Here is a 24579-nt window from a genome sequence, read left to right as displayed (position 1 = left end):
ACACCGACGGACTCACGTCACAACACCGGCACCAGCCGCGAGGATGGCAGAACAATGGTTCCAAGCCCGACCGGGTGGCGCGTACCACGCCGCCGGCCACGACCTTCTGATGGGGATCACCTGTGACCGCACCTGTGACCACGACAGTGGAAACGTCCGGGGCCGACGACGCTCCCGACGACGTTCTCGCCCGCGCCCGCCGGCAGGTGCTCGAAGCCGGGCGTGGCCTCGACGAGCAGGACGTCCTGGCGGTCCTGCGGCTGCCGGACGACTCGATCGGTGACCTGCTCGCGCTGGCCCACGAGGTGCGGCTGCGCTGGTGCGGCCCGGAGGTCGAGGTCGAGGGCATCGTCAGCCTCAAGACCGGCGGCTGCCCGGAGGACTGTCACTTCTGCTCGCAGTCCGGGCGCTTCGACTCCCCCGTGCGCTCCGCCTGGCTCGACATCCCCTCCCTCGTCGAGGCGGCGAAGGCCACGGCCGCGACCGGCGCCACCGAGTTCTGCATCGTCGCCGCCGTCCGCGGGCCGGACGAGCGGCTGATGGCCCAGATCCGCGAGGGGGTGGCGGCCATCCGCGAGGCGGTCGACATCAACGTCGCCTGCTCGCTGGGCATGCTCACCCAGGCACAGGTGGACGAGCTCGCCGAGCTCGGCGTGCACCGCTACAACCACAACCTCGAGACGGCGCGCTCGTACTTCCCCCAGGTCGTGACCACCCACAGCTGGGAGGAGCGGTGGGAGACGTGTGAGCTGGTCCGGGCCGCCGGCATGGAGCTGTGCTGCGGGGCGATCATCGGAGTCGGCGAGTCACTGGAGCAGCGCGCGGAGCTGGCCGCCCAGCTGGCGTCGCTGAATCCGGACGAGGTGCCGCTGAACTTCCTGAACCCGCGGCCGGGGACGCCCTACGGCGATCTGCCCCCGGTCGAGCCCCGGGACGCGCTGCGCACCATCGCCGCCTTCCGGCTGGCGCTGCCGCGCACGATCCTGCGCTACGCCGGCGGGCGGGAGATCACCCTCGGCGACCTCGACGTCCAGGGCATGCTCGGCGGCATCAACGCGGTGATCGTCGGAAACTACCTGACCACTCTCGGCAAGACACCCGACAGCGACCTGGCGATGCTCGCCGAGCTGCGGATGCCGATCAAGTCCCTACAGGCCAGCCTGTAAGGACCACGCCGCAGGCCACCCGTTTCCGACGCCCGCACCCGGGCGTCGGAAACGTCCTGGCCGCCCCGCTCGTCATCGCGCACCGGTGCGGTCCGACCTCGACCGGGGCGAGGTCGGACCGAGGTCAGGCCGAGTCAGACCGAGGTCAGGCCGACGCGAACGTCCCGTGCTCGGCGCAGCTCGCCGTCCACCCCAGCGGGGTCACCTGGACGACGAGGCGACGCCGGCAGGCCGCGCAGTAGCGCGGCGGCTCCAGCGCACGCGCCTGGGCACACGCCTCGTGGTTGCCGATGCTCGCAAGCTGGCCACAGCGGTCGCAGAACGAGGCGTCCATAAGGAGCGAGCTTAGTGCCGCGGCGCAACCCGGGGAGTGTGCCCCGGTGTGCCTCCGGCCCCGGTCAGGAGTCCACGACGGCGATCAGGTCCCCGTCCTGGACGACATCGCCCTCGTTGACGGCGATGCTGGCGACGACGCCGCCCTCCTCGCTGATCACCGGGATCTCCATCTTCATGGAGTCGAGAATGACCAGCGCGTCACCGGCCGCGACGGAGTCACCGACACCGACCACGACCTTCCAGACATTGGCCACCATCTCGGCACGGACTTCTTCGGCCATCAGGCTCCCCTTTCTCGCCTCGACCACGCTGCGGCGCGCCCGCTGTGAGCGTAGTGGCCACCGGGCATGCTCCGGAGTGCACTCGGCCCGACTCGCGCGATCGCATTCCCGGGCCGGCCGGCCCGCGGCGGTGGTTCCGGCCACCCTCCCGTGCCATGGCACGGGTCAGGGGCACCCGCGCCGCCGGCCGGCCGGTCCGCGTGCCCCCTCGTCGCGGGCGCGCGCAGGCCTGACAGGCGTCGCGGACGGGTCACACCGGCGGGCGGTGCTGTGCGCCCGGCCCACCACCCTCCACACTTACGGATGTGCTCGTACTCCTCCTCCTGACCCTTCTGTGCGGGTTGGCCGTGGGACTCGCGAGGGGCGGGACCCTGGACGCCCTCAGCCGCGTGTACGTCGCGTGGCCCGCGCTGTTCGCCGCGGTCGTGGCCGCGCTGGCCCTCGGCCGGCTCATCGGCCCGCTCCACGGCCCGGCCTGGATCCTCGCGTCGGTCGGACTGGTGACCTTCGCGCTGGTCAACCTCCGGCTGCCGGGCCTACCGCTGCTGTGCGTCGGGGTGATCCTCAATGCGGTCGTGATCAGCTCCAACGGCGGGGACATGCCGGTCTCGGCATGGGCCGCCAGGAAGGCGGGAGTACCCGTCGGGGAGATCGAGACCTCGCGCTTCCACACCGTCGCGGACTCGGGCACCTCGCTGCGCGTCCTCGGCGACATCCTGCCCCTGCCCACGCCCGGCGCGGCCGCGGTGGTCAGCCTCGGGGACGTCCTGATGGCAGCGGGCCTGGGGCTGTTCGGCGGCGTGGCCCCGGTGCGCGCCCGGCGGACGCTGCAGGCCCGGGTGGTCGCCGGTCTCGCCCGGCCCCGCAGGACCGCGGCGCCGCCCGGAGCGCGGCAGCCGGCCGGCAACAGTCCCGGGGATGATCCGCCCGACCTCAGCCTGGGCGTCCTCAGCCTGACCGAGGACAGCCTGACCGAGGACGGATCAGCCGACGCCGGCCTGGCCGCGGACGACCCGGCGCCACCCGCCCCACCCGCGCCGCGCACGCCAGCCGCGCCAGCCGCGCCAGCCGGCGATGATGTGTCGGCCCTGGGTGACACGCTCGACGCGGAGGCGGAGGCGGAGGCGGGGCCGGCGGCCGGGGCCGAGCCGCCACCGGCCGACCAGTCGCGGTCGGACCAGCCACCGGTCGCCGACGTACCCCTCGGCCGGACGGAGGCCGAGGGACCGGACCGGGCACCGGCGACCGGGCGCCCTCCGGGTGAGCTCCCCGTGACCTGAGTGCCCCCTCGCTGAGGGCATCAGGACGGCCAGCACCCGCGGGCTGGCAGTATGTGGCCGACGAACGAGAGGAGGCCACCATGGCGAAGAAGAAGCGCAAGCGGCGCGCCAGGGCCAAGCACAAGGCCAACCACGGCAAGCGCCCGAACACCTGATCGGTGGGCCGGGCGGGGCGGGCGGGTCGCACGACCCGGGCCGCCCCGCCCGGCCCCAGGCCGGGCCAGCGGCCCGCGGGGCGCCGTCCGCCCTCAGGCGCCGGTGCCCGCCGAGCCGCCGAGCCTGGAGCGGATCCAGTCGACGGTGTGGCCGAGCCCGGTGTCGAGGTCGACCTGGGGGCGCCAGCCGATCTCGCGGGCGGCGAGGTCGACGTTGAGCGAGATGTGCTGGAGCTCGCCGGCCCGAGGCGGCGCGAACTGCGGTTCGTCCGGCACACCGACCAGGCGCGCGAGGCGGCTGTGCAGGTCGAGCACGGTGGTCTCCACCGAGGTCCCGATGTTGAGCCGCAGCCCGTTGGCGGCCTCGGCCGGCAGGCAGCGGGCGAAGGCGTCCGCGACGTCATGCACGTAGACGTAGTCCCGACTGGTCGAACCGTCACCGAAGATCTTGGTCGGGCGTCCCTCCAGCATCGCGGTACCGAAGATCGCGACCACACCGGCCTCGCCGTGCGGGTCCTGCCGCGGCCCGAAGACGTTACCCAGCGCCAGCGCCGTGCTGGCGAGGCCGTAGGTCGCCCGGTAGACGTTGAGGTACAGCTCCCCGGCGGCCTTGCCGGCGGCGTACGGGGACTCGGGCGCCGGCGGCGCGGACTCGGCGACGGGCAGGGCCGTGGGGGTCCCGTAGATCGACCCACCGGACGACGTGTGGATCACCTTCGACGCACCGGCCACCCGCGCCGCCTCCAGCACGTTGATGGTGCCGAGCACGTTGAGGCGCGCGTCGTGCAACGGATCGGCCACACTGACGCGGACGTCGATCTGCGCGGCGAGATGAGCCACGACCTCCGGCCGGACCCGGGTGACGAAGTCAGCGAGATTTGTCGCCGTTATATCCCCCTTCTCGAAGGAGAAGCGGGGGTCGGCAGCTGCCTGCGCAAGGTTTTCCATACGCCCGGACGACAGGTCGTCAAGGCCGACGACCGAGTGGCCGTCAGCAAGCATCCGATCGACGACGGTGGAACCGATGAAACCGGCCGCGCCGGTGACGAGGATACGCACGCCCCGGAGCCTAGCCGCCGTATCCGAGGGCTCGTTGCGCGCTCGGAACCGGCGCCGGACGAACGGTGCCGCAACCGCGGCGGACACCGGGTCCGGCGACCGGCGACCGGAGCTAGTCCGGGCGGAACTCCGTCGCGTCGGCGCTCGACCGAGCGGCCCGCAGCCGGGCAAGTACGCTCAGCCGCAGCGAGTCCGGTGCCCGCTCCCCGCCGCACTTGCGGGCGACAAGCATCTTCACCTCGTGCTCGACGCCGAACTCCCGCAGGCACGGAGAACATTCGTCAAGGTGCGACCGGATGAGGTTCTGCTGCGAACCGTTGCATTCGCCGTCGAGGTAGAGGAAAACCGCGTCGAGTACCTTTCGGCAGTCGATCTCGTGGGCTCCGCCGCAGCTCACGACGCACCACCCTCGTTCTCGGCGGACCCGGCCGGAACAAGTCCGCGGTCCAGCGCGTACTGCTCCAGCGACTTCCGCAGACCACGCCGCCCCCGGTGCAACCGGGACATCACCGTCCCGATCGGCGTGCCCATGATCTCAGCGATCTCCTTGTAGGAGAACCCCTCGACATCGGCCAGGTAGACCGCCATCCGGAAGTCCTCCGGAAGGGCCTGCAACGCCTCCGTGATGTCGCTGTCGGGCAGATGCTCCAGCGCCTCCGCCTCGGCGCTCTTGAGGCCGGTCGAGGTGTGCGACTCGGCCTCGGCGAGCTGCCAGTCCTCCACCTGCTCGGTGGGGCTCTGCAACGGCTGCCGCTGCCGCTTCCGGTAGGTGTTGATGAAGGTGTTCGTCAGGATGCGGTACAGCCAGGCCTTGAGGTTGGTGCCCTCCTGGAACTGGTGGAACGCCGCGAATGCCTTGACGAAGGTCTCCTGAACGAGATCCTCGGCGTCCGCGGGGTTGCGCGTCATCCGCAGCGCGGCCGCGTAGAGCTGGTCGAGGAAAGGCAGCGCGTCCCGCTCGAACCGCGAGCCGCGCTCCTCGGGGGTCTCGTCATTGGTCTCGTCGACCAGGATCACTCCTTCGGGTCGCCGGGAGCCGGTTCCCGGCCCGCCGGCCACAGGCCGGATCGGCCTGCTCTCCGCGCCGGACGATACCCTTGCCCCGGCCTNGGTGCGCCCCGGCACGGTGACCGGGCCGGCGCGTCCCGGCAGCATCGCGCACTGCTCCCGTGCCGGCGGCGCCGGAATGCTGTGGTGGGACCTCATCGAACCTCCGTGACGCGGGCACCTGCGCGCCGCACCACCTCGGTGCGGTGAGCGGCCGTGCCGGGCATCGAGCACTTCCCTCCCGCCAAACCAGCGAAGGCCGGTGGCAATTCCCGGTTCCGCTCCGCCCGACCTGGGTACCAGAGGTGGACGTGAGCACACATCCGGGACGCCCGCCGGGTCAGCCGCCGGCGGCCGCCCCGTCCAGCAGCCGACCGAGCAGCCACGACGCACCGGTCCCGGCCGCCTCGTCCGTCACCTCGCCCACCGTCCTGGCATCCCGGACGCGTACCCGGAACGAGTGGTCGGCTCCGGTCACGATGTGGACCGCGATCTGTCTGGCCGGGTCCGCCGGCGGTGTCCCGAAGGCGTCCCGTTCTCCCTGGACCACCAGCACGGGAACACCGGCCCCGGCCAGCTCGTCGGCGCGGGACGGCCGGTCGCCCGGGGGCTGCAGGGGGAATCCCAGCGCCAGCACGGCGCGGGCGCCGACGGCCCGGGCGCACCGCACGGCCACCCGCGACCCCATCGACGCCCCCGCGAGCCCGAGGTGTTCGGGCCGCCCCAACGCGTCGACGGCGGCGGTGAGGACGGCGTCCAGCCGGGCCGGGCGGTCCGGTGCCCGCCGGCCAGCCACCCGGTAGGGCATCTCCAGCGCGGCGACCCGCACGCCGGCGGCGGTCAGGCGGTCCGCGAGCGCGGTCAGCACCGGGGTGTCGGTGCCGCTGCCCGCACCGTGCAGCAGGACGACCGTCGCGCCGGCCGCGGCGGGGCCGGCCACCGCGGACGGGGCGGCCACGGCGGACGCGGTGGACGGGGACGTCGCCGCGGGAACCACCCGGAGCCGTCCGCCGTCGATATTGACAGGGGACCCGAGATCCATCGGAGGCGCCGTGCCCGCGAGAGCGCTGGCGACCGGTGGAACGGCGCCCGCCGCGGCGTCGGGGCCGGCGTCGGGACCCGCCGCGGGCGTGCGGGTCTTCCCGTTGTCCGAACCGCTGGCGAAAGACACTTCGTGGTCGGGCCGAACATCTGTCAGAATTTCACCTTGCGTGTGTGACTTGCCTCGCATCATTGCCCCTCGAAGGGTAGGAACGGTCCATGCTGTCTGGCGCCGACGCCGACGCTCACTCGTCCAGGGCGAACACGACCACGCTGGTCTGCGAGGCCCCGGCGGACAGTGACGATCCGTACTGGGCCTTCTATGAGGAGGCCGCCTCCGCCCAACTGCGGGAATGGCTTCCCACCGCCCCGGTCCGCGTTCTGGACGTCTCCGGCCCACGTGCCAGATTCGCACGCCAGATGGTCGCCGCCGGCCACGAGGTGGTCCGGGTGGTGGGCAGCCTGGGCATCGTCGACGCGCCCGGCGAGAGCGACCCGGCTCCCGGCCCCGGGCAGCTGCGGCGGGTCGTCGGCGACGCGCGCTCGCTCGACTGGTTCCGTCCCGGCTCGTTCGACGCCGTTCTCGCCGAGGCGCGGGCGCTGTCCTTCTGCCTGGCGACGGAGACCACGCTGGAGGAGATCTACCAGATGCTGCGGCCGGGCGGCCGCCTGCTGCTGTGCGTCGACTCGCTGCTGCTGGGGCTCGCCCGGCTGGCCGAGCAGCACCGGTGGGCCGAGCTGTCCGACGTTCCGCGCGCCGACGTCGTCCTGGTTCCGGCCGAGGACGGCAGCATCACCCGGTGTTTCTGGCCCGAGGAGCTTCGCGCCCTGCTGACCAGCGCGGGCCTGGAGGTCGACTGGATCCGTCCGCGCACGGTGCTGTCGGCCGAGGCGGTCCGCCGCGCCGTCGCCGAGGACGTCTCCTGCTTCCCCACACTGGTACGCACCGAGGTCGAGCTGGCCGCCGAGCGCGAGGGCGAGTCCATCGGAATCCATCTGATCGCCTCGGCCCGCCGGCCCGACTGACGCCCGGGATCCGGCATGCTTGCAGTGTGACGACCACCATCCGCGAGCAGCGCGAGCAGGACGACCCGTGGCCGGCGCCGGTCGCGGACGGACCGGTCAGCGCCACCGTCGCGGTTCCCGGATCCAAGTCGGGCACGAACCGGGCGCTGGTGCTGGCGGCCGTGGCCGACGGTGTCTCCCGGCTGCGCGCGCCGCTGCGCTCGCGCGACACCCTGCTGATGGCCGCGGCTCTGCGGGCCCTGGGCGCGCGGGTGGTCGACGCGCCCGCGGATCCCGCGGCCTCGGCCGGCCTCGCGGCCGGCGGCCAGGGCGACCGGAGCCAGGGCGACCGGAGCCAAGGCGGTCAGGGCGCCGCCGACTTCGTGGTCACCGGGCCGGTCGGCACCATCCCCAGCGGAACGGCGTCGGTCGACTGCGGCAACGCCGGAACCGTCGCCCGCTTCACGCCGGCGCTGGCCACGCTGGCGCGCGGTGAGATCCGCTTCGACGGCGACCCGCGCATGCGGGAGCGTCCACTCACGCCGCTGCTGGGCGCGCTGCGGGCGCTCGGCGCGCACATCGACGGCGACCGGATGCCCTTCACCGTCCGGGGCGGCGGCGGCATCGCCGGCGGGGCGGTCACCGTGGACGCGTCGACCTCCAGTCAGATGGTGTCGGGGCTGCTGCTCGGGGCGGGGCGCTTCGAGCGCGGCGCCACCGTGACCCACGCGGGCGACCGGCTGCCCTCCGGCCCCTACCTGGACATGACCGTCGCCGATCTGCGCGCGGCCGGGGTGACGGTGCACGTCGACGTGCCGGGCCCGGGCGACCTGCCGGCCGGTGCCGCCACCGCGGCGTCGCTGCGCCGCTGGCGGGTGGAGCCCGGGGCGCCGAGCGCGCTCGACCGGGTGATCGAGCCGGATCTCAACAGCGCCGCCGCCTTCGTCGCCGCGGCCGCGGTGACCGGCGGCCAGGTGACCATCCCCGGCTGGCCGGCCCGGACAGAGCAGCCGGGCCGCATGCTGCCCGATCTCCTGGTGGCGATGGGCTGCCAGGCCGAGCTGCTGCCCGAGGGGCTGCGGATCACTGGCGGCGGGCGGCTCACCGGCATCGACGTGGACCTGTCCGACTTCGGGGAGGCCGCACCGGTGCTCACCGGCCTGGCCGTGCTGGCGGACTCACCGTCCCGGCTGCGCGGTATCGGCCACCTGCGCCTACAGGAGACGGACCGGCTCGCCGCGCTGGCCGGCGAGCTCGGCAAGCTCGGCGCGCGGATCACCGAGACCGCCGACAGCCTGCGGATCGACCCGGCGCCACTGCGCGGCGCGCGTCTGAACCCGCACGCCGACCACCGGCTGGCCATGACGTTCGCCGTGGTGGGCCTGGCGGTGCCCGGCCTGACCATCGAGGACATCGCCACAACCGGCAAGACCGTCCCGGATTTCGCCCGGATGTGGACCGCGATGCTGGCCGGGTGACACGGTGGCGCGCGAACTGGACGAGGACGACGTCCGAATCCGGCCCGGCCGGGGCTCCCGGCCGCGGACCCGCAACCGCCCCGAGCACGCGGACGCCCGGGCGGGCGTCGTGGTCGCGGTGGACCGGGGCCGGTACACCTGCCGGCCGGCCGCGACCGGCGCGGCGGGCAGGAGGGGCGCGGCGGGCGCGGGGGGCACCGAGCTGGTGGCGGCGGTGCGCGGCGGGTCGATGCGGCGGACATCCGTGGTCGTCGGCGACCGGGTCGAGCTGGTCGGTGACCTGTCGGGCAGATCCGGCTCGCTGGCCCGCATCGTCCGCCGGGACGAGCGGAGCAGCCTGCTGCGCCGTACCGCCGATGACAGCGACCCGGTCGAGCGGCCGATCGTCGCCAACGCGGACCTGCTGGTCATCGTCTGCGCGCTGACCGATCCCCCGCCCCGCACCGGGCTGATCGACAGATGCCTGGTCGCCGCCTACGACGGCGGGCTGACCCCGGTGCTGTGCCTGACGAAGACCGACCTCGCCGATCCCGGCCCGGTGCGGGCGGCCTACGAACCGCTGGGGCTGCCGGTGGTCACCACCCGGCCGGGCAGTGACCTGCGCGAACTGCTCGCCCTGCTTGACGGTGCCACCAGCGTCTTCTTCGGCCACAGCGGCGTCGGCAAGTCGACGCTGGTCAACCGCCTGGTGCCGAACGCGGACCGGGCCATCGGCGTGGTGAACGCGGTCACCGGCCGCGGCCGGCACACCTCCTCGGCCGCGATCGCGCTGCCGCTGCCCGACGGAGGGACGGTGGTCGACACGCCGGGAATCCGCTCGTTCGGACTGGGCGCCGTGCAGCTCGAACGGGTGCTGCTCGCGTTCGATGACCTGGCCGCGGCGACCGCGGGCTGCGAGCCCGGCTGCGACCATCTGACCGCGCCGGACTGCGGCCTGGACGAGGCCGCCGAGGCCGGCCGGGCCGATCCCGCCCGGGTGACGAGCCTCCGCCGGCTGCTGGCGGCCCGGGCCACGCCCGGCTGATCCCGGCCCGCCGCTCGGCCCGCCGATCGGCACACCGAGCCACCACGGCGGACAACATCGGACACATCCGCACAACCACCGACGTCCAAGCACAGCTGCCGGCGCCACAGGGCTAGCCGCAACCATGTGATCAACAAACCCTGACCCCGGTGGGGTGATCATGCTAAGGCGGCACCTACTCTCAGGCTGTGATCGATCAGGGGACGGTGCCGCGCGCGGGTGAGTTCGCCCGCATCACCCGACGCCGGCGCCGGCAGCCGGTGGAAGCCGAGCGGGAGATCCTCCGAGCCGCGGCCGAGATGATCGGAACGGCCGCCAGCGGGCCGATGACGGTGGCCGCGCTGATGTCCCGCACAGGTCTGGGGCGGTCGGCGTTCTACGCCTACTTCCGCGACATCCCCGATCTGCTGCGCCGGATGCTGCACGAGCTCGAGGGCGAGCTGTCGGCCACCTCGGCCGCCTGGTTCGACGGCAACGGCGACCCCGTCGAGGACTGTCTCCGCTCCGCCCGCACCCTGGTCGACGTCCATCTGCGCCAGGGGCTGGTGCTGAGCGCCATCGCGGATGCCGGGGCGGGCGACCCCGACCTAGCCGCCCGCTACCGGCAGGTCGCCGTGGACGGGTTCGCCGACGCCGTGGCGGAACGGCTCGGGCGCGAGCACGTCCGCGGCGGTGTCGCCGCCGGCCACCACCCCCAGAGCGCACGGGCGCTGATGGCCATGACGGACGCCTATCTGCGGGAGACACTCGGCCGCCACCCCCGGGCGGACCCCGCCCTGGTGGTGAGAACGCTCACCCTCATCTGGTCCCAGACCCTCTACGGCCGGACGCCTCCCGACCCGCACGAGCCTCCCAGCACCGCAGAAGCGGTCAAACCGGGCGTGCCGGCCGCCCGGGACGGGCGATCCGAGGCCCCTGCCCGGTGAGCGCCGACCCGATCCCGGGACGTCGGAACTCGTAGTCTTCCCTCGTGACTCCGTCAAACCCGAGCCCCGTCAGTGCCAACCCGGCCGGGGCGGCCGACCCCACCGGCTGGCTGGCCGACGACCTCGCGCTCGCTCTGAGCCTCGCCGACGCCGCCGACCGGATCACCCTCGCCCGCTTCCAGGCTGTGGATCTTCACGTCGAGTCGAAGCCTGACAACACCCCGGTCTCCGACGCGGACACCGCCGTCGAATCCATGATCAGAGAGCGCCTCGCCACGGCGCGCCCCGGTGACGGGGTCCTCGGCGAGGAGGAGGGCCTGGTCGGCGAGGACGCCCGCCGGCGCTGGATCCTCGACCCCGTCGACGGCACCAAGAACTTCGTGCGCGGTGTACCGGTCTGGGGCACCCTGCTCGGCCTTGAGGTGGACGGCGAGATGGTCGTCGGGGTGGCGAGTGCCCCCGCGATGAGCCGGCGCTGGTGGGCCGCCCGCGGCATGGGCGCCTTCACCCGGGATGCCACCGGGGACACCCGGGCGTTGCGGGTCTCCTCCGTCGCCCGGCTGTCGGACGCGTTCCTCTCCTTCGCCTCCATCGAGGGATGGCGTACCGCGGACCGCCTGCCCGAGTTCCTGAGCCTGGCGGAGCAGGTCTGGCGCAGTCGGGCCTACGGCGACTTCTGGTCGCACATGATGGTCGCGGAGGGCGCTGTCGACCTCGCCTGCGAGCCGGAGGTCTCGCTGTGGGACCTCGCGGCCCTGCAGGTCATCGTCGAGGAGGCCGGCGGCCGCTTCACCGACCTTCGCGGCCGGCGGGGGCCGGCCGGCGGCACGATCCTCACGACGAACGGCCACCTGCACGACCTCGCCCTGCGGCACTTCGCCAGTTGACCGCCGCCGGGCCCGCGGCTCCCGCGGTGATCGGGTTCGCGCACCGCGGCGCCCCGGCGCCGCTGCAGGGGGAGAACACGCTGCCGGCCTTCCGGCGGGCGCTGGCGGCGGGCGCGGGCGGTCTGGAGTCGGACGTGTGGCTGACCGCCGACGGCGTCCCGGTGCTGCGGCACAACGCCGCGCTGGGCCAGCCCGCCCGGCGGCAGCGGGTCACCGGCCTGCGCCGCGCCGACCTGCCCCGGTGGCTGCCGGCGCTGGCCGACCTGTATCGGGAGCTGGGCTGCGGCTTCGAGCTGAGCCTGGATCTGAAGGGCCAGCCGGCGGGGATGACCTCCGTCGACTCCGCGCGGGCGGTCATCGGCGCCGCGCGGGCGGCCGGCGGTGCGGCCGCCGCCCGGCGGCTGTGGCTGTGTGGGCCGCTTTCCGACCTGCGGGCCTGGCGGGAGATCGACAGCGAGGTCCGGCTGGTGAACTCCGCCTCGGCCGCGGAGATCGCCGCCCACGGGGGCGCCGCGTCCTATGCCCGCGCCCTGCGGGCGGCCGGCGTCGACGCCCTGAACCTACGGGCCCGGGAGTGGACCCCGGCCCGGGCGGTGATCGTGAATGATCTGCGCGCCGCCGGGGTCGCGGCCTTCGGGTGGGACGCGCAGTCGACCGCCACCCTGCGGCGACTTCGCGGATACGGCCTGGCCGGCCTCTACTCCGATCACCTGCACCGACTGGTCCGGGTGACCACCACGCCCCACGGACCCGAAACGCCCGGCCGGTCGCGAACACCGGCGGATGACCAGTACCGGGCCTGACGCGCGCCGGGATAGCCAAATCGAATCCCGATCACCCGGGAGCGCTCCCCCGCAATAGGTGACGGGTATGGGAACAAGTAGTCACCCGATTGCGGTGACACGGCCGCGTGTGACGGTGTCACTACTGGAACGATTGAGTCGGGCGGCCCAATTCAGCGAAGTTCTCAGGGCGCAGCGGCCTCGAAGTCCACACCCGATGGGGGCGCACGCCAAGAGACACCGATGGACAGACACGCAGGGACGTATTGTTGACACCGTGGGCGACTGGAGTGACCCATCCCGCGCCACAACCGACTGCTCACAACCACGACGGCGCCGGGCGGGCCTACGGAACCGGGCGCGCCACCGAGAGTCCGGGCATCACGAGGTACCGAAGATGACCACCCTCAGTCTTTGGCCGCGACTTTGAGCATCTTCGCGGGAAAACCTGTCCGTTCGGCGACGTTCTCGACGGAGTACCCCTGCTCCACGAGGTCACGGGCCTGTTCGAGGGTCCAGCCCCGGCCCGGGTCGACCCGGCGGACGACCACCTCACTTGCCTGGTGATGTTCCTGCGGCCAGCTCAGTCGCGCACGACGTGCCAACGGTCGACCTCCGAGGTTTTGACGACATTAGCGTTACGAGCCAAGGATAGGCCAGATACGTGCCTTCCTGCTCCAGGAACTTCGCGATAGCGGCCACCCCAGAGTAATGCGCATCCGGCACGGGACACCGGCGTGACCCGGGCGGCCCGGCGCCATCATCGACTGTCACCCGGGACAGCGCGCTACTGGAGCCTGCCGACAACGCCGAAGTGAGACAAGTGTTGCCTGCGGTGTGGGCCGCGCCGACAGATGTCTGATGGACATGTCCACTTAACTTGCCGACGGGGTGCTTGTCCGGACAGTTCTTGTCCGGTAATGTCCACCACCGTCTCCGGCGCGGCTTCCCTCCGAACGGTACGCCGGTACGGCGCCGAACCCGCGGGGCGGAGGTCCTCCGCCGGGAAATCGCTTCATCCTTCGTCCGGAGCCCGTCGTACCCGCCGTGCTCGCCCGCCCGCCGCGGTCCGCCCGCCCGCCGCGGTCGGCCCGCCCGCCGCGGTCCGCCCGCCAACCCGCGCGCCGTCATGACGGGTGCGCAGCAACATGCGCCACTGCCGGTCCGAATGACTGGCGGGCCGGGTGGTTGCGAGAAAGTCCTCCAGGACTGCCCGGAACCGCTCCGGGTCCGCGTGATGCGGGAAATGGCCGGCTTCCGGAAAGATCTCCAACCGGCTGCCCGGCATGGCTTCGTGCGCGATCCTGGCGTGTTCCACCGGAATGACCCCGTCGTGCTCACCCCACACGATCAGCGAGGGCATGCCGGCCGCGAGGTAGCACCGGTCGAGCATGGTGATCGCCTGGCCGCGCCCGTCCACCGCGGAGCGCAGGGTGCGCAGGAACGCCTGCCTCGCCGTCGAAACCTCCAGCGAGGCGAAGACGCGCATCAGGTCCTCCGCGTCCCGGCCCACATCGGTGTGCAGTACCCGCAGCGCACCCGCGACCACCGAGCCGACCCGCCGCCCCGGCGAGCTGGCCAGCAGCGCGAGCGCGTGACCCGAGCCCGGCGCCGTCGCGGCCCGCAGCACCGGGTGCAGGTCGGGACCGACGCCGCCGGTGGACACCAGGACGAGGCGTTCACACCGGGCCGGGAACTGGTAGGCGAACTGCATGGCCACGCCCCCGCCGAGCGAATGACCGACGACCGTCACCCGTTCGATCCCCAGAACGGTGAGCAGATCCCGCATCCCGCAGGCATAGCCGGCGACCGAGTAGTCGCCTCGCGGCTTGTCCGAACCGCCGTGCCCGAGCAGGTCGGGAGCGATGACCGTGTGGCGGCGCGCCAGCGCGGGGATCAGGTCCCGCCAGGTTCCCGAATTGTCACCGATGCCGTGGATCAGCAGGAGCGCCGGCCCGCGGCCAGCCCGCAGATAGGCCCGGCGATAGCCGTGCACGGTCACGAACCGGGTGTGCAGCTCCCGCCCGGCTCCCCGGGACGCCCCGGGGAGCGCATCGCCCGCCACCCGGCCATCCGCCGCCCGGCCGCCCGTCTTCCGGCCGCCGGCCTCCCCGCTGCCCGCCACCGAGTCGCTCGCTTCCGAGTCGCCCGCTTCCGAGTTGCCCGCTTCCCGACTTCCGGCCACCGTCCGTCACCGCCACCGGCCCTAGAACTCGAAGTTGTGCATGACATGCTTGATCCGGGTGTACTCCTGAAGCCCGAAGACGGAAAGGTCCTTTCCGTATCCACTGTTCTTGAACCCTCCATGCGGCATCTCGGCCACGATGGGAATGTGGGTGTTGACCCACACGCAGCCGANGTCCAGCCGGCGCACGACCCGCATGGCACGCGAGTGGTCCCGCGTCCAGACACTGGACGCAAGTCCATACTCCACCCCGTTTGCCCAGGCCACCGCCTCGTCCTCGGACGAGAACGGCTGGACCGTGACGACCGGGCCGAACACCTCCCGCTGGACCAGCTCGTCCTGCTGGCGCAGCCCGGCGATGACCGTGGCGGGGTAGAAGTACCCCGGCCGGTCGAGAGCCGCCCCGCCGGCGAGGAGGCGGGCGTGTTCCGGCCTGCGCTCGACGAACCCGCTGACCCGTGCCAGCTGGCCGGCGCTGTTCAGCGGCCCGAAATCCGCCTCCGGCGCCCCGCCAGGCACGCCAGGCGCCGCGGGCGGGCCGGTCACCGTCCGCCGGGCGGCCTCGGCGAGCGCCTCCGCCAGCTCGTCGGCGATACCCGGCCCGGCGAGCACCCGGGTGGCGGCGGTGCAGTCCTGCCCGGCGTTGAAGTACGCGGCGCCCGCGATCTGGTCGGCGACGGCCGCGGGGTCGACATCGTCGAAGACGATCACCGGGGCTTTGCCGCCGAGCTCCAGATGCACCCGTTTGAGGGTGTCCGCCGCCGTGCGGGCGACCTCGACGCCCGCCCGCACGCTGCCGGTGACCGAGACCATCGCGGGACCGCGGCTGGCGACCATCGCCCGCCCGGTGTCCCGGTCGCCACAGACCACATTGAGCACCCCCGGAGGGAGGAACTCGGCGGCGATCTCGGCCAGCAGGAGAGCACTGGCCGGCGTGGTCTCCGCCGGCTTCAGCACGACCGTGTTCCCGGCGGCCAGCGCGGGAGCGACCTTCCAGACCGCCATCATCAACGGGTAGTTCCACGGGACGACCTGAGCGCAGACCCCGACCGGCTCCCGCCGCACGTAGCTGGTGTGGCCGGCCAGGTACTCCCCCGCCGACAGGCCCTCCAGCAGCCGGGCCGCCCCGGCGAAGAAGCGGATCTGATCGGCCGACGGGGCGATCTCCTCGTCGAGGGTGAGCTGACGCGGCTTGCCGGTGTTCGCGCNCTCCACCGCCGCGATCTCGGCCGCGCGGCTCTCGACGGCGTCCGCCAGCCGCAGCAACGCGCGGGAGCGCTCGGCCGGCGTCGTGTGGCGCCACTCCTCGAACGCCTCGGCCGCGGTGCCGACCGCGGACTCCACGTCCGCCGGGCCGGAGTTGGGGGCGTGCGCGAGGAGCTCACCAGTCGAGGGATCCAGCACCGGCGTCGTCCGCCCGTCCAGGGCGGGCACCGGTTTCCCCCCGACGAAGTTGTTCAGCGTCCGGTCCATTGCGCCTTCTCCCTTTGCCGCTCTCCCGGCTGCTCCCGGGTGCCACGCCTCCTCAGGTCCAAGGCCCCTACCCATCGAACGCGATGGTTCCACGAACCCGGTAGCACGGAAAGAGCTCCGGCCCGGCCACTATGCAATCGAAACCCTGGTAAAAGGGCGATTTCGATGCGGCGCAGAACCCGCCCTCCATACCGCATCCGGCGGGATGCGACCCTGGTGCGGGACCCCGGATCCGGGGGTGCTTCCGAGCGCGCGGCCGACGCCGGCCGCCGCGATCGGCACGGCGGAGCGGGAGACGACGGACCGTGAGCGACAGCGACAGCCGACCGGGCGAAACCCCGGACAACGCTCTGGAAGGCACTCCGGGCGAAACCCCGGCCGGGGCCCGGGCGGGCCATGGCACCGGTGCCGGCGGTCAGGAACGCGTGCTGCTCAGTCCCACCGGCTGGTCGTTGTGGGCCGACACAGCGGACGGCCCGGCCCGCCCACCCCGGCCGAAGGCCCAGGGAGCGCTCACCGCCGACGTCTGTGTGGTGGGCGCCGGCTACACCGGCCTGTGGACCGCCTACCACCTCGCCCGCGCCCAGCCCTCGCTGCGCGTGATCGTGGTCGAGAAGGAGACCGTCGGCTTCGGCGCCTCCGGGCGCAACGGAGGCTGGTGTTCGGCCCTGTTCCCGACCGCCGCGCTGGCCGGGCAGATGCGCCCCGCCCTCGCCGCCACCATCGACGAGATCGGCGCGGTCACCCGGGAGGAGGGGATCGACTGCGACTTCGTGAAGGCCGGTTCACTGCGGGTGGCGACCACCGCGGCGCAGGCGACCCGGCTGCGCCGGGAGGCCGGGGACGAGTGGCTGGACGCCCGGGAGGTCGCCGGGATCGTCCGGGTGGCCGGGGCCGAGGGCGGAGTGCTCGACCCGGACTGCGCGGCGCTGCATCCGGGGCGGCTCGTCCGCGGGCTCGCCCTCGCCGCGGAGCGGCGCGGCGTCAGCGTGTTCGAGCGCAGCCGGGCGCGGCGGGTGGTCCCCGGGCGGGTCGTCCTGGACGGCGGGGTCGTGCGCGCCGATGTCATCGTGCGGGCCACCGAGGCCTACACCGCCGCCCTGCCCGGCCTGCGCCGGGAGCTCGCGCCGCTCTATTCCATGGTGATCGCGACCGAGCCGCTCGGGCCCGCCCGCTGGGACGAGATCGGTTGGGAACGCCGGGTGACCGTGAGCGATGACCGGCACATGATCATTTATGCGCAGCGTACCTCCGACGGGCGGATAGTGCTGGGTGGCAACGGTGCCCCCTACCACTTCGGCTCCCGGCTCAGCCCGTCCTACGACGTCGAGCCCGCCGTTTTCGATCAGCTGCGGCAGACCCTCGCGACCCTGTTCCCGGCCGCGGCGACCGCTCGGATCACGCACCGGTGGGGCGGGCCGCTCGGAGTGCCCCGCGACTGGACGCCCACCGTCCACCTCGACCGCGCGACCGGGCTCGCCCACGCCGGCGGCTACGTGGGGGACGGGGTCACGGCGAGCGCGCTGGCCGGCCGGACCCTGGCCGAGCTGATCACCGGGCGCAGCTCGGAGCGGACCGGGCTGCCCTGGGTGGGCCACGACCGGCGGCGGTGGGAGCCCGAGCCGCTGCGGTGGCTCGGCGTGCGGGGCGGGGCGGCCCTGGCCACGGCGGCCGATGCCCGCGAGAACCGCACCGGCCGGCCGTCCCGGGTCGGCGGCGTCCTCGCGGCCTTCACCGGCGGCCGCTGACCGGCGGCCCGGCGCCCTGACCGTGCCGGATCAGCGCTCAGCCGGGTCAGCGCTCAGCCGGGTCAGTGTTCGGGTCACCCGCGGGCGAGGTCTCCCGCCATCGCGTCGAGGCCGTCCAGATAGCGGTCGACGTCGGCGTCGGTGTGCTGGACCGACAGCGTCCACTCCTCCTCGCGCCCGGGGGCCATCAGCACGCCGCGGTTGGCGTTGTAGAGCCACGCCAGCTCCGGGAGCTCCGCGTTCTGGTGGGCCATGAAGGAGGTGTAGTCGCGGATCGGCGCGTCGGTGAAGTGGACGCAGCCCTTGGAGCTGATGCCCACCGCGTAGCCCGGCAGGCCGTGGCGGACGAGGATCTCGTCGCACCCGGCCAGCAGCCGGTCGTTGAGCCGGTCCAGGTGCGCGTACGCCGCCGGCGTGAGCACCTCCAGCAGGCTCGCGCGCGCCGCCGCCATCGCCAGCGGGTTCCCGTTGTAGGTACCGACCTGCTTGACCCGGTCCGCCGCCACGGCGGCCATCAGGTCCGCGGTGGCTCCGATGGCGCCGGTGGGCAGCCCGCCGCCGAGCGCCTTGGCGAGGGTCACCATGTCCGGCACCACCCCGAACCGCTCGACCGCGCCACCGGCGGCGACGCNCAGGCCCGTCTTGACCTCGTCGAAGATGAGCACCACCCCGTGGCGTCGGGTGATCTCGCGGACGGCCTGCAGGTAACCGGGCTCCGGCAGCACCACGCCCAGGTTCATCATGGCCGCTTCCATGATCACGCAGGCGGGGAGGCGGCCCTCGGCCTCCAACGCGCGGATCCGCCGCTCCATCGCGCCGGCGTCGTTGAACGGCACCGGCACGGTGAGGTCCACGACCGACTGCGGGATCCCGGCGCCGTAGCTGAGGGAGTTCATGTGGTCCGCCGGACCGATGTCCTCGTAGGGCGTGCCGATGGAGACCATCACGTAGTCATGGTGTCCGTGGTAGGAACCGAAGATCTTGACGATGGTGTCCCGGCCGGTGACCCCGCGGGCGATCCGGATGGCGTCCATGGTCGCTTCCGACCCGGAGTTGACGAAGCGCCACTGGGGCAGCCGGAAACGGCGGGCCAGCTCCTCGCTCACGATCACCGAGTCCTCGGTCGGCATGGCGAAGTGTGATCCGAGTGTGATCCGTTCGGTAACCGCCCGCACGATCGCCGGATGCGCGTGACCCTGCACCATGGAGCCGTATCCGTTGTGGAAGTCGCAGTACTCGTTCCCGTCGACGTCCCACACCCGCGAACCCTGGCCACGGGTGAGGTAGATCGGCCACGGATCGCGCGCCTGGTAGGACGAGGGCACCCCGCCGGTCATCGTCCGGGCGGCCCGCGTGTGCATCGCCCGGGACGCCGGCGTGCGCTCCTCGAGTGCCCGCTCCTCGCGTTCCAGCAGGCTGGCGATCGTCTCGGCGGGGACGCCGGAACGCCGGGCCGTGGTCGTCGCCCTGTGCGTCATCACCGCACCCTCCCCCTACTTTCGACTACCGAAATCGTAGACCCGGAGTGGGGATTACGATGGAATCGGTAGAAAGCAAGGGTTACGAAGAACGCATTCAGCTCATGCCGCGGCGCCCATACGATGACGCGCAGCGGGTACGTGCCCCACGATCGGCGTCCGTCCGACGAACATCCAGGAGGATGTCGCGTGCAGCCACGCAGGTCGCCCGGTCAGCGCCAGCTTCCCGAGCCGCTGTTGGACGACATCAACAAGGCGATCATCGAGCAGCTCCAGCAGGACGGGCGGCGCTCCTACGCCGCGATGGCGGGTGCCGTCGGGCTGTCGGAGGCGGCGGTCCGCCAGCGTGTGCAGCGCCTGCTGGACGCCGGGATCATGCAGATCGTCGCGGTCACCGACCCGCTGCGCGTCGGCTTCCGCCGCGAGGCCATGGTCGGCGTCCGGGTCTCCGGCGACACCCGCGAGGTCGCCGAGGCGCTCGCCGAGCTCCCCGAGGTCGACTACGTCGTGCTGACCGCGGGCACGTTCGACATCCTGGTGGAGCTGGTGGCCGAGGACGACGAGCACCTGCTGTCGCTGATCAACGACCAGATCCGGGCGTTGCCGCAGGTCAGGGAGACGGAGACCTTCGTCTACCTGCGCCTGGTCAAACAGACGTACGCCTGGGGCGCGCGGTGAGCGCGAACGTCGAGATCACGACAACCAGCCACCATCGGGCAACCATGAGGAGCCAACGGGAGTCCAACCTCTCGCGAGGACTGGTTGCTTCCGGCTCGATCGATGAGGAGACCATGGCGCTCGTCCACCATGACCCACGGGACGGCATCCTGATCACGAAGATCGGGCAGGCGGAGATCACTGTCCGGCCTGAACCGCCCGCCAGTACCGGCGCCGCGCCGGTCGTCCTGCTGCGGGTCGACGCCCCGATGCTCGACAGCCTGGCCGCCGCCTACCTGGACCCCGACGAGGCACGATCACTGGCCCGGTCGCTGCTGTGGGCGGCCGACCAGCTCCGCCCGACGAGTCCGTGGCGCACCCCGGAGCGCCCCGGCGGGTGACCCGCCACGGCCGCCACGGCCGCCACGGAGGCATCCCGCCGCGGGGTCAGGGCGGCCGCAGGCTGTTTCGGTGAAAATTCAGGTGCGTGCTGTGGATATCCGCGTCACGCTGCGGGCATGGCAGCGACCTCGGCCTCCGGCCCCGCCGCCGCGCCCGGCCACGCCACCGGCCTCGCGACGGGCGATGCGGTGGACGACGCGACCGGCCACGCGGTGGGCGGCCCGGCGGACGACCCGGCGGACGACCCGGCGGTGGCCGAGCGTCGGCACGCCGGGCTCTGCTCGTACCTCGCCCACCTGCGCACGTTCCGCGGGCGGGCGGCCGCGGTGCTGTGCCTGTTCGTCCTCGCGAACGCCGCGCTCGCGGTGGTGCCGGTCGTCGTCGGCCGCTTCGTGGGTGCGCTGGCCGCGACCCCGGTCGACGAGCGGCTGGCGCTGCGCTGGGCGGCGGCACTGATCTGCTGCGGCATCGCCCATGACCTGTGTTGGCGGGCCGCCGAGCAGCTGTGGGTCCGGCTGGTGCTCGCCCGCGGGTACGAGTACGAGGACCTCGTCCTGGCGAAGGTGATCGACCAGCCCTATCCCTACTTCGTCGGGACGTTCACCGGAAAGATCAGCAGCTACGCGAGCACACTCGGCCGGGAGTACCGCGAGTTCCTGAACGCGCTGTACTGGGAGTACTGCGAGCAGATCGTCCGGCTCCCGATCCTCGTCGCGATCATGTTCACGGTGAACCTGCGGACCGGCTGCGCCTTCGCCGCCGGCCTGGCGGTGATGTTCCTCCTGGCCCGGCTGACGGTGTCCCGGGTGGCCGCCCNGGAGCGTGCGGCCGCCGACACCTCGTCCGATCTCGAGGGGCACGTGATCGACGTCATCGCGAACTTCGTCGCGGTGAAGTCCTTCGGGCGCGAGCGGGCCGAGCAGGCCGGGGTGCGCGACCGGCGGCGCGGCCTGGTGCGCGCGGCCGCCTCGTCCTATCGGTGGAACTTCCTCTACTTCGCGGTGATGAGCCTGGTCGTGCGTTACCTGCTCTGGCCGGCGACCGTTCTGCTCAACCTGCACCTGTATCTCGACGGCGACCTGACACTGACCCAGTTCGCCACGTTTCTCACCGCGTTGATGGTTTTCTCCGACTACATCTGGGCCACCGTCTGGATCGTCTCGCAGCTGAACCTCCAGTTCGCCCGGGTGGAGGAGGCCTATCGCTATCTTTTCGGCAGCCGCGACATCATCCGCGAGAGTCTCGTCGAGGTCCCGCGGCAACCGAAGCAGCCCGGACGACCGAGACCGCGACGGCCGGTCGGGCCGGAGCCGCCGCGTCCCGCGCAGCCGCCCGATCCGCTCGCGGACCCGCTCTGCGGCCCGCCTCCCNCCCCGCCCGCGGGCCTCCTGCCCGGCCCGCCCGCGGGCCCGCCGCCCGGCTATGCCCGCACCCTGCGCATCGACGGACTGCGCTTCGCCTACCCGGACGCACCCACCCGCCCGGTGCTCGACGGGGTCACGCTGAGCATCGCCCGCGACGAGAAGGTCGGGATCGTCGGCCTCAGCGGCAGCGGAAAGTCGACACTGCTGAAGCTGCTGCTGGGCTATTACCCGCTACCGGCGGGCACGCTGCTGCTGGACGGGGNGCCGATCGACGACCGCCAGCTCGCCCGGCTCATCGCCTATGTGCCGCAGGACGTCACCCTGNTCCACCGCTCGATCAGGGAGAACATCGTCTATGGTGCCGGCGTCGCGGTAAGCGGCGACGAGCTGGAGTCGGCCGCCCGCCGGGCCCACGCCCACGAGTTCATCGTCGGGACGGACCAGGGCTACGACACTCTGGTGGGCGAGCGGGGGATCCGGCTGTCGACCGGGCAGCGCCAGCGGATCGCCCTGGCCCGGGCATTCCTGTGTGCGGCCCCGATCCTGGTGCTGGACGAGGCCACCAGCGCCCTGGACAGCGAGAGTGAACGGCTCGTCCAGGAGGCGCTGGAGGAGCTGTGGGCGACCAGGACCGTGATCGCCATCGCGCACCGGCTGTCGACCCTGCTCACCATGGACCGCATCGTCGTCCTCGACCGGGGACGGATCACCGAGGAGGGCACCCACCGGGAACTGCTCGCCCGGGGCGGGCTCTACCACCATCTTTGGTGCCAGCAGAGTGGCGGGCTGATCGGCGCCAAATGACACCAAAACACTCCGGACCCCACAACGGGCCCCCGAAAATCCACGGCAAAAAAATATCCCCCAGAAACCTAGGTTTCTGGGGGATATCCCACGTGGTAGCGGGGGCAGGATTTGAACCTGCGACCTCTGGGTTATGAGCCCAGCGAGCTACCGAGCTGCTCCACCCCGCGTCGGTGTGTGTCTTTACTATACAGGGACGCGGAGGCCGGATGTCAAACGAGCGGGCCTACCAGTTTTCGTCCGCTCCGTACGCTGCCCGACCCGTGCTGCCCGACCCGCTCCGGGCGCGCCCCGCGCAGGGGAACGCCCCGCCCGGGCACGGCCCCGCGCCGGGCGCTCCCCTCCCCCGGGATCACCCCGGGGCCGCCGGGGACGGTGACACCGAGGCCGGCGAGAACGCGGCCGGCGCGGCCGAGGCGGGCACCGATGACGGGCTGGGCGAGCTGGCCGGGCTGGGCGAGCTGGCCGGGCTGGCGGTGGGAGCGGGTGTCGGGGCTGACGTCGGGGCCAGCTCCCGCAGCCGGCCGAGCGCCGCCTGGAGGTCCTCCTGCGCCTTCCCGTAGGCGCCGAAGTCCGGCGGGCTCTTCGCGAGCGCGTCCACACCGGCCTGGTAGGCGCTCTGGGCCGCGGCGACCGCGCTCGCCAGATCACCGCTGGCGGGCTCGGTCGGCCGCGGTGTGGTCTCGGGCTTGTCCTCGCCGGTGTCCGCCGGCGCCGCCGAGGTCCCGGCACCAGCCGCGGCCGCGCCCGCCCCGTTGCCGAAGAGGGCGTTGAGCGCATCGGCCAGGGTCGGTCCGAAACCGATCTTTTCGCCGAAGGCCGCGGCCACGCCCTGCAGCGTCGGATACCCCGTCGACCCGCGGGCCTGGACGTAGTACGGCTCGACGTAGAGCAGGCCGCCCGCGACGGGCAGCGTGAGGAGGTTCCCCTCGATGGTCTGCGAGCCCTGGCCCCGCCAGAGGCTCAGCTTCTCGGCGACCTCGCCGGTGGACTCGATGGCCTTCTGCACCTGGACNGGCCCGTTGATGGTCTCGCCCCGCGGCAGCTGCAGCAGGGTGAACCGGCCGTAGTCCTCCGGGTCCATCGACACGGCCATGTAGGCGGCCAGTTTGGACGAGCGGGCCGAGATCAGCGGCGAGGTCAGGTTGTAGGACGGCTTGTCCCGGTCGGGCAGCTGGCTGTACACGTAGAACGGCGGCTGGGGCTTCCCGCTGTCGTCCGGGGAGTCCGACACCGCCCAGAAGTCCTCCTGGGAGTAGAACTCCCGGGCGTTGTCCACGTGGTACTGGCCGATCAGGTCCCGCTGCACCTTGAACAGGTCCTCCGGGTAGCGCAGGTGCGCCATGAGGGCGTCCGAGATGTCCTTCTTCGGGTGGACCGTGTCGGGGAATGCCTTCATCCAGGTCCGCAGCACCGGGTCCTGCTCGTCCCAGGCGTAGAGGGTGACCGTCCCGTTGTAGGCGTCGACCGTCGCCTTCACCGAGTTCCGGATGTAGTTGACCTGGTTCTCCGGCTGCTGGGTGCGGTTGCGGCTCTGGGTGGTCACCGCGTCGGCCGTCACGTCCCCGAAGGTCCGCCGGGCCGAGTAGGGGTAGCCGTCCGAGGTGGTGTAGCCGTCGAGGATCCAGGTGACCCGCCCGTCGACCACCGCCGGGTAGGGGTCGCCGTCCAGGGTGAGCCAGGGCGCCACCTTGCTGACCCGGTCGCGCGGGTTGCGCTCGTAGAGGATGCGCGAGTCGCCGGTGATGTCCTTGGAGAGCATGATGTTCGCCTCGCCGAAGCGGAGCGCGAACAGCGCCCGCCGGAAGCTGGAGCCGATCGAGACCCCGCCATCGCCGTCGTAGCTGGTCGTGAGCTGGGTGTCGTTCGGGCCCGGGCCATCGATCTCCGCCTGGCGGGTACCGACGATCGAGTACTCCGGTGACATCTCGCCGAAGTAGACCCGGCTCTCCCGGACCCCGAGGTCGCCGGTCTCCGGGAGGTTGCTCTGGTTGAAGTCGN

The 24579-nt window shown here is 72.7% G+C and carries 22 protein-coding genes, 1 tRNA gene and 10 pseudogenes; 17 read left to right on the top strand and 16 right to left on the bottom strand.

Annotated features, from left to right (window positions below; translation table 11 throughout):
* The first annotated feature begins 122 nt into the window (after nt 1-122).
* Nucleotides 123-1166, top strand: coding sequence for a biotin synthase BioB (gene bioB, locus UG55_RS14280; RefSeq protein ID WP_066068297.1), 1044 nt, complete (start codon nt 123-125; stop codon nt 1164-1166).
* Nucleotides 1167-1311: 145 nt separating this feature from the next.
* Here the strand turns inward: bioB and UG55_RS14275 are convergent, their stop codons facing one another.
* Nucleotides 1312-1500 carry a hypothetical protein gene (locus UG55_RS14275; protein ID WP_066068295.1) on the bottom strand — a complete coding sequence of 63 codons (189 nt, stop codon included), beginning with the start codon at nt 1498-1500 and terminating at the stop codon, nt 1312-1314.
* 64 nt (nt 1501-1564) lie between these two features.
* Entirely contained in the window at nt 1565-1783 is a 219-nt protein-coding gene (locus tag UG55_RS14270; protein WP_066068291.1) for a biotin/lipoyl-binding carrier protein, read from the bottom strand.
* A 347-nt stretch (nt 1784-2130) separates the two neighbouring features.
* On the opposite strand from UG55_RS14270, the gene UG55_RS36850 reads away from it, so the two are divergent.
* Nucleotides 2131-3063, top strand: coding sequence for a DUF5317 domain-containing protein (locus UG55_RS36850; protein ID WP_242424320.1), 933 nt, complete (start codon nt 2131-2133; stop codon nt 3061-3063).
* A gap of 80 nt (nt 3064-3143) precedes the next feature.
* Entirely contained in the window at nt 3144-3218 is a 75-nt protein-coding gene (locus tag UG55_RS47295; RefSeq protein WP_369809780.1) for a 50S ribosomal protein bL37, read from the top strand.
* A 93-nt stretch (nt 3219-3311) separates the two neighbouring features.
* Here the strand turns inward: UG55_RS47295 and UG55_RS14260 are convergent, their stop codons facing one another.
* The 4 genes and pseudogenes from UG55_RS14260 to UG55_RS14245 form a co-directional block, all read right to left on the bottom strand.
* A complete protein-coding gene (locus UG55_RS14260; protein ID WP_066068288.1) occupies nt 3312-4277 on the bottom strand; it encodes an NAD-dependent epimerase/dehydratase family protein in 966 nt (321 codons plus the stop codon).
* Nucleotides 4278-4389: 112 nt separating this feature from the next.
* Entirely contained in the window at nt 4390-4674 is a 285-nt protein-coding gene (gene rsrA / locus UG55_RS14255; protein ID WP_066068284.1) for a mycothiol system anti-sigma-R factor, read from the bottom strand.
* Nucleotides 4671-5386: pseudogene (locus UG55_RS14250) on the bottom strand (sigma-70 family RNA polymerase sigma factor); the annotation flags it as partial. The pseudogene UG55_RS14250 and the gene rsrA, both read right to left, overlap by 4 nt.
* 278 nt (nt 5387-5664) lie before the next feature.
* Nucleotides 5665-6366: an alpha/beta family hydrolase gene (locus tag UG55_RS14245; protein WP_066068482.1), complete on the bottom strand. Its 702-nt coding sequence runs from the start codon at nt 6364-6366 to the stop codon at nt 5665-5667.
* Between the two features lie 218 nt (nt 6367-6584).
* Here UG55_RS14245 and UG55_RS14240 point away from each other — a divergent pair, with 218 nt between their 5' ends.
* The 6 genes from UG55_RS14240 (at nt 6585) to UG55_RS14215 (ending at nt 12488) form a co-directional block, all read left to right on the top strand.
* On the top strand, nt 6585-7391 hold the full coding sequence (locus UG55_RS14240; RefSeq protein WP_066068278.1) for a methyltransferase domain-containing protein: 807 nt from the start codon (nt 6585-6587) through the stop codon (nt 7389-7391).
* 26 nt (nt 7392-7417) lie between these two features.
* A complete protein-coding gene (locus tag UG55_RS14235; RefSeq protein ID WP_083986800.1) occupies nt 7418-8848 on the top strand; it encodes a 3-phosphoshikimate 1-carboxyvinyltransferase in 1431 nt (476 codons plus the stop codon).
* Nucleotides 8849-8852: 4 nt separating this feature from the next.
* A complete protein-coding gene (gene rsgA / locus UG55_RS14230; RefSeq protein WP_066068275.1) occupies nt 8853-9872 on the top strand; it encodes a ribosome small subunit-dependent GTPase A in 1020 nt (339 codons plus the stop codon).
* A gap of 188 nt (nt 9873-10060) precedes the next feature.
* Nucleotides 10061-10798, top strand: coding sequence for a TetR/AcrR family transcriptional regulator (locus tag UG55_RS14225; protein WP_128422995.1), 738 nt, complete (start codon nt 10061-10063; stop codon nt 10796-10798).
* Nucleotides 10799-10842: 44 nt separating this feature from the next.
* Nucleotides 10843-11685: a histidinol-phosphatase gene (gene hisN, locus UG55_RS14220; RefSeq protein ID WP_066068272.1), complete on the top strand. Its 843-nt coding sequence runs from the start codon at nt 10843-10845 to the stop codon at nt 11683-11685.
* 26 nt (nt 11686-11711) lie between these two features.
* A complete protein-coding gene (locus tag UG55_RS14215) occupies nt 11712-12488 on the top strand; it encodes a glycerophosphodiester phosphodiesterase (protein WP_066068476.1) in 777 nt (258 codons plus the stop codon).
* A gap of 386 nt (nt 12489-12874) precedes the next feature.
* On the opposite strand, the gene UG55_RS14210 is transcribed toward UG55_RS14215, so the two are convergent.
* From UG55_RS14210 to UG55_RS36840, 5 genes and pseudogenes are all read right to left on the bottom strand, one after another.
* The gene (locus UG55_RS14210) at nt 12875-13072 is read right to left on the bottom strand and encodes a hypothetical protein (RefSeq protein ID WP_066068269.1); all 198 of its coding nucleotides are present in this window, start codon (nt 13070-13072) and stop codon (nt 12875-12877) included.
* Between the two features lie 410 nt (nt 13073-13482).
* Entirely contained in the window at nt 13483-14532 is a 1050-nt protein-coding gene (locus UG55_RS14205) for an alpha/beta fold hydrolase (RefSeq protein ID WP_242424346.1), read from the bottom strand.
* Nucleotides 14533-14673: 141 nt separating this feature from the next.
* Nucleotides 14674-14825 (bottom strand): annotated as a pseudogene (locus UG55_RS36845) (aldehyde dehydrogenase family protein); the annotation flags it as partial.
* 1 nt (nt 14826) lies between these two features.
* Nucleotides 14827-15860: pseudogene (locus tag UG55_RS14200) on the bottom strand (aldehyde dehydrogenase family protein); the annotation flags it as partial.
* 1 nt (nt 15861) lies between these two features.
* On the bottom strand, nt 15862-16125 hold a 264-nt coding region (locus UG55_RS36840), incomplete at its 3' end, for an aldehyde dehydrogenase family protein (RefSeq protein WP_242424319.1).
* A gap of 305 nt (nt 16126-16430) precedes the next feature.
* Here UG55_RS36840 and UG55_RS14195 point away from each other — a divergent pair.
* Nucleotides 16431-17873, top strand: coding sequence for an FAD-binding oxidoreductase (locus UG55_RS14195; protein ID WP_083986799.1), 1443 nt, complete (start codon nt 16431-16433; stop codon nt 17871-17873).
* A 74-nt stretch (nt 17874-17947) separates the two neighbouring features.
* Here UG55_RS14195 and UG55_RS36835 read toward each other — a convergent pair.
* A pseudogene (locus tag UG55_RS36835) lies at nt 17948-18504 on the bottom strand (aminotransferase class III-fold pyridoxal phosphate-dependent enzyme); the annotation flags it as partial.
* Nucleotide 18505: 1 nt separating this feature from the next.
* Nucleotides 18506-19351, bottom strand: an 846-nt coding sequence (locus tag UG55_RS36830; RefSeq protein WP_242424318.1) for an aspartate aminotransferase family protein, incomplete at its 3' end; no start/stop codon positions are given.
* 189 nt (nt 19352-19540) lie between these two features.
* Between UG55_RS36830 and UG55_RS14185 the strand changes: the two genes are divergently transcribed.
* The 7 genes and pseudogenes from UG55_RS14185 to UG55_RS36805 form a co-directional block, all read left to right on the top strand.
* On the top strand, nt 19541-20029 hold the full coding sequence (locus tag UG55_RS14185) for an Lrp/AsnC family transcriptional regulator (protein WP_066068262.1): 489 nt from the start codon (nt 19541-19543) through the stop codon (nt 20027-20029).
* A gap of 113 nt (nt 20030-20142) precedes the next feature.
* Complete coding sequence (locus UG55_RS14180) at nt 20143-20409, top strand: hypothetical protein (RefSeq protein WP_066068259.1); 267 nt, start codon at nt 20143-20145, stop codon at nt 20407-20409.
* Nucleotides 20410-20526: 117 nt separating this feature from the next.
* Nucleotides 20527-21226, top strand: a pseudogene (locus UG55_RS36825) (ABC transporter ATP-binding protein); the annotation flags it as partial.
* Between the two features lies 1 nt (nt 21227).
* Nucleotides 21228-21780, top strand: a pseudogene (locus tag UG55_RS36820) (ABC transporter transmembrane domain-containing protein); the annotation flags it as partial.
* A gap of 114 nt (nt 21781-21894) precedes the next feature.
* Nucleotides 21895-22036 (top strand): annotated as a pseudogene (locus UG55_RS46245) (ATP-binding cassette domain-containing protein); the annotation flags it as partial.
* A gap of 1 nt (nt 22037) precedes the next feature.
* A pseudogene (locus UG55_RS36810) lies at nt 22038-22098 on the top strand (hypothetical protein); the annotation flags it as partial.
* A 1-nt stretch (nt 22099) separates the two neighbouring features.
* Nucleotides 22100-22578, top strand: a 479-nt coding sequence (locus UG55_RS36805) for an ATP-binding cassette domain-containing protein (protein ID WP_242424317.1), incomplete at its 5' end; no start/stop codon positions are given.
* 93 nt (nt 22579-22671) lie between these two features.
* On the opposite strand, the gene UG55_RS14170 is transcribed toward UG55_RS36805, so the two are convergent.
* The 3 genes and pseudogenes from UG55_RS14170 to UG55_RS36795 all read right to left on the bottom strand — a co-directional run.
* Nucleotides 22672-22748, bottom strand: a tRNA-Met gene (locus UG55_RS14170).
* A gap of 182 nt (nt 22749-22930) precedes the next feature.
* Nucleotides 22931-23593: pseudogene (locus UG55_RS36800) on the bottom strand (UPF0182 family protein); the annotation flags it as partial.
* A 1-nt stretch (nt 23594) separates the two neighbouring features.
* A pseudogene (locus UG55_RS36795) lies at nt 23595-24578 on the bottom strand (UPF0182 family protein); the annotation flags it as partial.
* Between the last annotated feature and the right edge of the window lies 1 nt (nt 24579).

This window comes from Frankia sp. EI5c, assembly GCF_001636565.1.
Taxonomy (GTDB): Bacteria; Actinomycetota; Actinomycetes; order Frankiales; family Frankiaceae; genus Parafrankia.
Note: the sequence above shows the minus strand (reverse complement) of the source record. Positions and strands in the feature narration are given on the sequence as shown.

Bases quoted from the DNA above. Each gene is read 5' to 3' on its own strand.
- UG55_RS14275 (WP_066068295.1), bottom strand. From the start codon at position 1,500: ATGGACGCCTCGTTCTGCGACCGCTGTGGCCAGCTTGCGAGCATCGGC.
- UG55_RS14270 (WP_066068291.1), bottom strand. From the start codon at position 1,783: ATGGCCGAAGAAGTCCGTGCCGAGATGGTGGCCAATGTCTGGAAGGTC.
- UG55_RS14245 (WP_066068482.1), bottom strand. From the start codon at position 6,366: ATGGATCTCGGGTCCCCTGTCAATATCGACGGCGGACGGCTCCGGGTG.
- UG55_RS14240 (WP_066068278.1), top strand. From the start codon at position 6,585: ATGCTGTCTGGCGCCGACGCCGACGCTCACTCGTCCAGGGCGAACACG.
- UG55_RS14180 (WP_066068259.1), top strand. From the start codon at position 20,143: ATGGCGCTCGTCCACCATGACCCACGGGACGGCATCCTGATCACGAAG.